Here is a 4980-nt window from a genome sequence, read left to right as displayed (position 1 = left end):
GGAGCATGCTGCTCCGCCGGAACGACGCAGCGCCACGCTGGTAGGCGATGCACCTCGACCGCCCGACAGGCGGCACACATGCTCACGGCGGATATACCTGTGAGGAATATTTATGACTCACAGGTATATCCCTCGTCAGCACTACGGTCACCTGGGGTCGGCCGGTGTGGATGCTGGCCGACCTACGTCACCTGGAGATCCGGCCACGCAGGTGCGACGCGGGCGCGGCCGGACCAGACGAGCCGAGCGGAGTCAGCCGGAGCACGCCAATCGGCCGGACCAGCCCAGGGCTGTACGGACCCAGGCCGGACTGGCCGAGCCAGGCCGGGCAGGGCCGAGCCGGCCAGGGCGGGGCGGGACGAGCCAGGCAGCGGGCTGGACATGGCGACGGGCGCCGCTCCCGGTTTCCCGGGGGCGGCGCCCGTCGTCCTGCTGAACTTGAGCGTCAGTGCCGGTCGGCGTCGCTCGCGGTGTCCTCGCGGTAGCTGGCTCCGCCGTCCGACTCGCTGGTGAGCGGCTTGGCGCCACCCTCCGGCGGGCCGGCCAGGCTCTGGCCACCGGCCGCCAACTCCGGGAACTTCGCGTCGAACGCCGGCCGCTCGGAGCGAATCCGCGGCATCCGGTCGAAGTTGCGCAGCGGCGGCGGGCTGCTGGTCGCCCACTCCAGCGAGTTGCCGTGACCCCAGGGGTCGTTCACCTCGACCACCGGGCCGGTCTTGTACGACTTCCAGCAGTTGTAGATGAACGGCAGCGTGGAGATACCGGTGATGAACGCGCCGATCGTGGAGATCGTGTTCAGCGTGGTGAAGCCGTCGCTGGGCAGGTAGTCGGCGTACCGACGGGGCATGCCCTCGTTGCCGAGCCAGTGCTGCACCAGGAACGTGGTGTGGAAGCCGATCATGGTGAGCCAGAAGTGCACCTTGCCCAGGCGCTCGTCGAGCATCCGGCCGAACATCTTCGGGAACCAGAAGTAGATGCCCGCGAAGACCGCGAACACGATGGTGCCGAAGAGCACGTAGTGGAAGTGCGCCACCACGAAGTACGAGTCCGACACGTGGAAGTCGATCGGCGGGCTGGCCAGCAGCACACCGGTGAGACCACCGAAGAGGAAGGTGACCAGGAAGCCGACCGCCCAGAGCATGGGCGTCTCGAAGCTGATCTGGCCCCGCCACATGGTGCCGATCCAGTTGAAGAACTTCATACCGGTCGGCACGGCGATCAGGTAGCTCAGGAAGCTGAAGAACGGCAGCAGCACCTGGCCGGTGGCGAACATGTGGTGCGCCCAGACGCTCATGGAGAGCGCGGCGATCGCGACGGTCGCGGCGACCAGACCCTTGTAGCCGAAGATCGGCTTGCGGGAGAAGACCGGGATGACCTCGCTGATGATGCCGAAGAACGGCAACGCCACGATGTAGACCTCGGGGTGCCCGAAGAACCAGAACAGGTGCTGCCAGAGCATTGGCCCACCGGTTGCCGGGTCGTACACGTGCGCGCCGAGGATGCGGTCCGCGGCGAGCGCGAAGAGCGCGGCGGCCAGCAGCGGGAAGACCAGGATCACCAGGAGGCTGGTGACCAGGATGTTCCACGTGAAGATCGGCATCCGGAACATGGTCATGCCAGGCGCGCGCAGGGTCAGCACCGTGGTGATCATGTTCACGGCGCCGAGGATGGTGCCCAGGCCGGAGATGGCCAGACCCATGATCCACATGTTGGCGCCGACGCCCGGCGAGTGCTCGACGCTGCTCAGCGGCGCGTACGCGAACCAGCCGAAGTCAGCGGCGCCACCCGGGGTGATGAAACCGGCGGTCGCCATCGTCCCGCCGAACAGGTACAGCCAGTAGGCGAAGCTGTTCAGCCGGGGGAAGGAGACGTCAGGCGCGCCGATCTGGATCGGCACGATGTAGTTCGCGAATGCGAACACGATCGGCGTCGCGAAGAACAGCAACATGATCGTGCCGTGCATCGTGAAGAGCTGGTTGTACTGCTCGGGCGACAGGAACTGCAGCCCGGGTCGGGCCAGCTCAGCACGCATGACCAGGGCCATCAGGCCACCGATCATGAAGAACACGAACGCGGTGACCATGTACATGATCCCGATTTGCTTCGCGTCCGTGGTTCGCAGCAGCCGCGCGATGGCCGACCCCTTGACCGGCTCCCGGACCGGCCAGGGCCGGGTCACGACCGGCTTGGGTGCGACGGTGGTCACGAGTGGCCTCCGGTTCTCGGTTGTCCCGCTCGGCACACGCTGGTTATCGGCGGGCCGTCATCCGCAAGGAGGATAGTCCCCGGCAGGTCGCAGCGCCGCGTGGGGTGGCGTGACACGATCTACAACGGGCCTACAGCGGGCCGAGCAGGAGCCGGTAGTGCTCCCCGAAGATCCGGTCGCCGCGTCCGCGCAGCAGCGGGTCGCGCAGCGCCGGCGGCACGTCCCTGGTCCGGTTGCGGTCCCTGGTCCGGTCCCGCACCCATCGGGTACGCGGACGGCGACGACTCTCGTACGCCACGAGCGCCGCCTCCACGCTGTTGGCGGCGCGCAGCGACTCGGCCAGCACCACGGCGTCCTCCAGGGCCATCGCCGCACCCTGCGACAGTGTCGGCGCGGTGGCGTGCGCGGCATCGCCGACCAGCAGGACACGGCCCCGGTGCCAGCGGCCCAACTCCACCTCGTCGGTGATCCCGACGTGCACCTCGTCGAGGGCGGACAGCACCTCGGGTACCGGGCCGCGGTAGTCGGCGAAGAGGTCCCGCAGCCGCGCGAGGGGGTCGGCGGGTTCCTCGGTACCGGCCTCGTCGGCGTAGAGGTGCAGCCGCCCGGCGCCGATCGGCACCATCAGGAACCCGGAGCGCTGGCCGAGCAGGGCGGTCCACTCGGTGACCGGTGGACCGTCGCGCAGGACGGCCCGGTAGACCACCTGCCCGACCGGGCGGGGCGGCCCACCGAGCGCGGCCAGGGCGCGGACCGAGGAGCGTGGCCCGTCGGCACCGATGACCAGGTCGTACTCCGTGGTGGTGCCGTCGGTGAAGGTGACGCCGACCGCGCCCGGGAGGAGGTCCAGGGTGCGGACCTCGGCGCCGTGCCGGACGGCGCCACCAGCACCGCTGAGCAGCACTCGGTGCAGGTCGGCCCGGGGCAGCGCCCGGCACTCGCCGACGCCGGTCCAGAGGGCGTCGAGGTCGACCTCGCAGAGTTGCGCTCCCGCGGCGTCGAAGAACCGCTGCCGGCGGATCACCTGCCCGATCGGCCGGACCGGGTCGTGCAGGTCGAGCCGGTGTAGCGCGCGGGCGGCGTTCCCGGGCAGATAGAGACCGGTCTCGGTGGACTCCCCCGGCGGCAGCTTGTCGGTGACGTCGGGCCGGAAGCCTGCCAGGCGCAGTGCCCGGGCTACGGCCAGGCCGGCGATGCCCGCGCCGACGACGAGGATGCGCAGGGGGGAGCCACCCATGGTGGTGTACGCCTCCGGAGGGGGAGCGGCACGCGTTGGAGGCAACACGCTACTCGGAGCGATCGACGCACACCAGGCCCAATCGGCCCGCACCCCGCCGCTCGTCGGTGACCCGCGCCGCTCGGCTGGCCGTCCGCGGCAAGCCGTCCGGCGGGAGATGGCAATCCTCACAATTCACCAGTTCGACGCGTACGGTTGCGCGGCAGTTTCAGACATGTAAATGTGTCGTTGAGCGTGGGAGCGCTCCCGCACCACCCCACCACATCCGGCGCCCGGCACGCGCCGAGTCAAGGAGCGTCATGAAACGTCAACTTCGGGCCCTGGCCGCCGCCGGGCTGTTGGTCGCCAGCTCACTGGTCGCCGTGGCCCTCGGCGGCAACGCCTCCGCCGACACCCTGATCTGCGAACAGTACGGCTCGACCACCATCCAGGGCCGGTACGTGGTGCAGAACAACCGCTGGGGCACCACCGCCCAGCAATGCATCAACGTCACCAGCAGCGGCTTCGAGATCACCACCCAGAACGGGAGCAGCCCCACCAACGGGGCGCCCACCGCGTACCCCTCGGTGTTCTTCGGTTGTCACTACACCAACTGCTCCCCCGGCACGAACCTGCCGATCCAGGTGAGCCAGATCAGCAGCGCCACCAGCAGCATCTCCTACCGCTACGTCAGCGGCGCCACCTACAACGCGTCGTACGACATCTGGCTGGACCCCTCGCCCAAGCGGGACGGGGTGAACCAGATGGAGATCATGATCTGGCTCAACCGGCAGGGCTCGATCCAGCCCATCGGCTCGGTCGTCGGCACGACCAACCTGGCCGGCCGCACCTGGGAGGTCTGGCGGGGCAGCAACGGCTCCAACAACGTCATCTCCTACGTCGCGTCGTCGGCGATCTCCAGCCTGAACTTCAGCGTGCTGGACTTCATCAACGACACCCGCAACCGGGGCGCGATCACCAACTCCTGGTACCTGACCAGCATCCAGGCCGGCTTCGAGCCGTGGCAGGGCGGCGTCGGCCTCGCGGTGACGTCGTTCTCGGCCAACGTCAACGGTGGCGGCAACCCGACCACGCCGCCTCCGACCACGCCGCCGCCGGGCGGTGGCGCGAGCTGCGCGGTGAAGTACACGGCGAACTCGTGGAACAACGGTTTCACGGCCGACGTGCAGATCACCAACACCGGCTCCAGCGCGATCAACGGTTGGACGCTCACCTACAGCCTGCCCGGCGGTCAGCAGGTCACCAACGCCTGGAACGCCACAGTGAGCCAGAGCGGGTCGACGGTGACCGCCCGCAACACCGGCCACAACGGGTCGGTCGCACCCGGCGGCACGGCCAGCTTTGGCTACCAGGGAACGCTGAGCGGCTCGTACTCGTCGCCGACCAGCTTCTCGCTCAACGGGGCAACCTGCTCCCGCTCCTGAACTGACGTGGGGGGGCGGCCCGGGGGGGGGGCCCCCCCCCCCCCCCCGGGGCCCCCCCCCCCCCCCCAGAAAAAAGGGAAGACGGCGGGGTGGGGGAAAAGGTGGGGGGGAGT

3 protein-coding genes are annotated in these 4980 nt (G+C 69.3%); 1 reads left to right on the top strand and 2 read right to left on the bottom strand.

Annotation, left to right across the window (positions count from 1 at the left end; genetic code table 11):
* Nucleotides 1-445: 445 nt before the first annotated feature.
* Together ctaD and ABTW72_RS25980 are read right to left on the bottom strand one after the other, a co-directional pair.
* A complete protein-coding gene (gene ctaD, locus ABTW72_RS25985; RefSeq protein ID WP_091393593.1) occupies nt 446-2206 on the bottom strand; it encodes an aa3-type cytochrome oxidase subunit I in 1761 nt (586 codons plus the stop codon).
* 130 nt (nt 2207-2336) lie between these two features.
* Nucleotides 2337-3443: an FAD-dependent monooxygenase gene (locus ABTW72_RS25980; RefSeq protein ID WP_350862710.1), complete on the bottom strand. Its 1107-nt coding sequence runs from the start codon at nt 3441-3443 to the stop codon at nt 2337-2339.
* Between the two features lie 299 nt (nt 3444-3742).
* On the opposite strand from ABTW72_RS25980, the gene ABTW72_RS25975 reads away from it, so the two are divergent.
* Entirely contained in the window at nt 3743-4867 is a 1125-nt protein-coding gene (locus ABTW72_RS25975) for a glycoside hydrolase family 12 protein (protein ID WP_350862707.1), read from the top strand.
* The last annotated feature ends 113 nt before the right edge of the window (nt 4868-4980 follow it).

It is taken from the genome of Micromonospora sp. NPDC127501 (genome assembly GCF_040302185.1).
Lineage (GTDB): Bacteria > Actinomycetota > Actinomycetes > Mycobacteriales > Micromonosporaceae > Micromonospora.
Note: the sequence above shows the minus strand (reverse complement) of the source record. Positions and strands in the feature narration are given on the sequence as shown.

Excerpts from the sequence above, each read along its gene's own strand:
- ABTW72_RS25975 (WP_350862707.1), top strand. The coding sequence starts at position 3,743 with ATGAAACGTCAACTTCGGGCCCTGGCCGCCGCCGGGCTGTTGGTCGCC.
- ABTW72_RS25980 (WP_350862710.1), bottom strand. The coding sequence starts at position 3,443 with ATGGGTGGCTCCCCCCTGCGCATCCTCGTCGTCGGCGCGGGCATCGCC.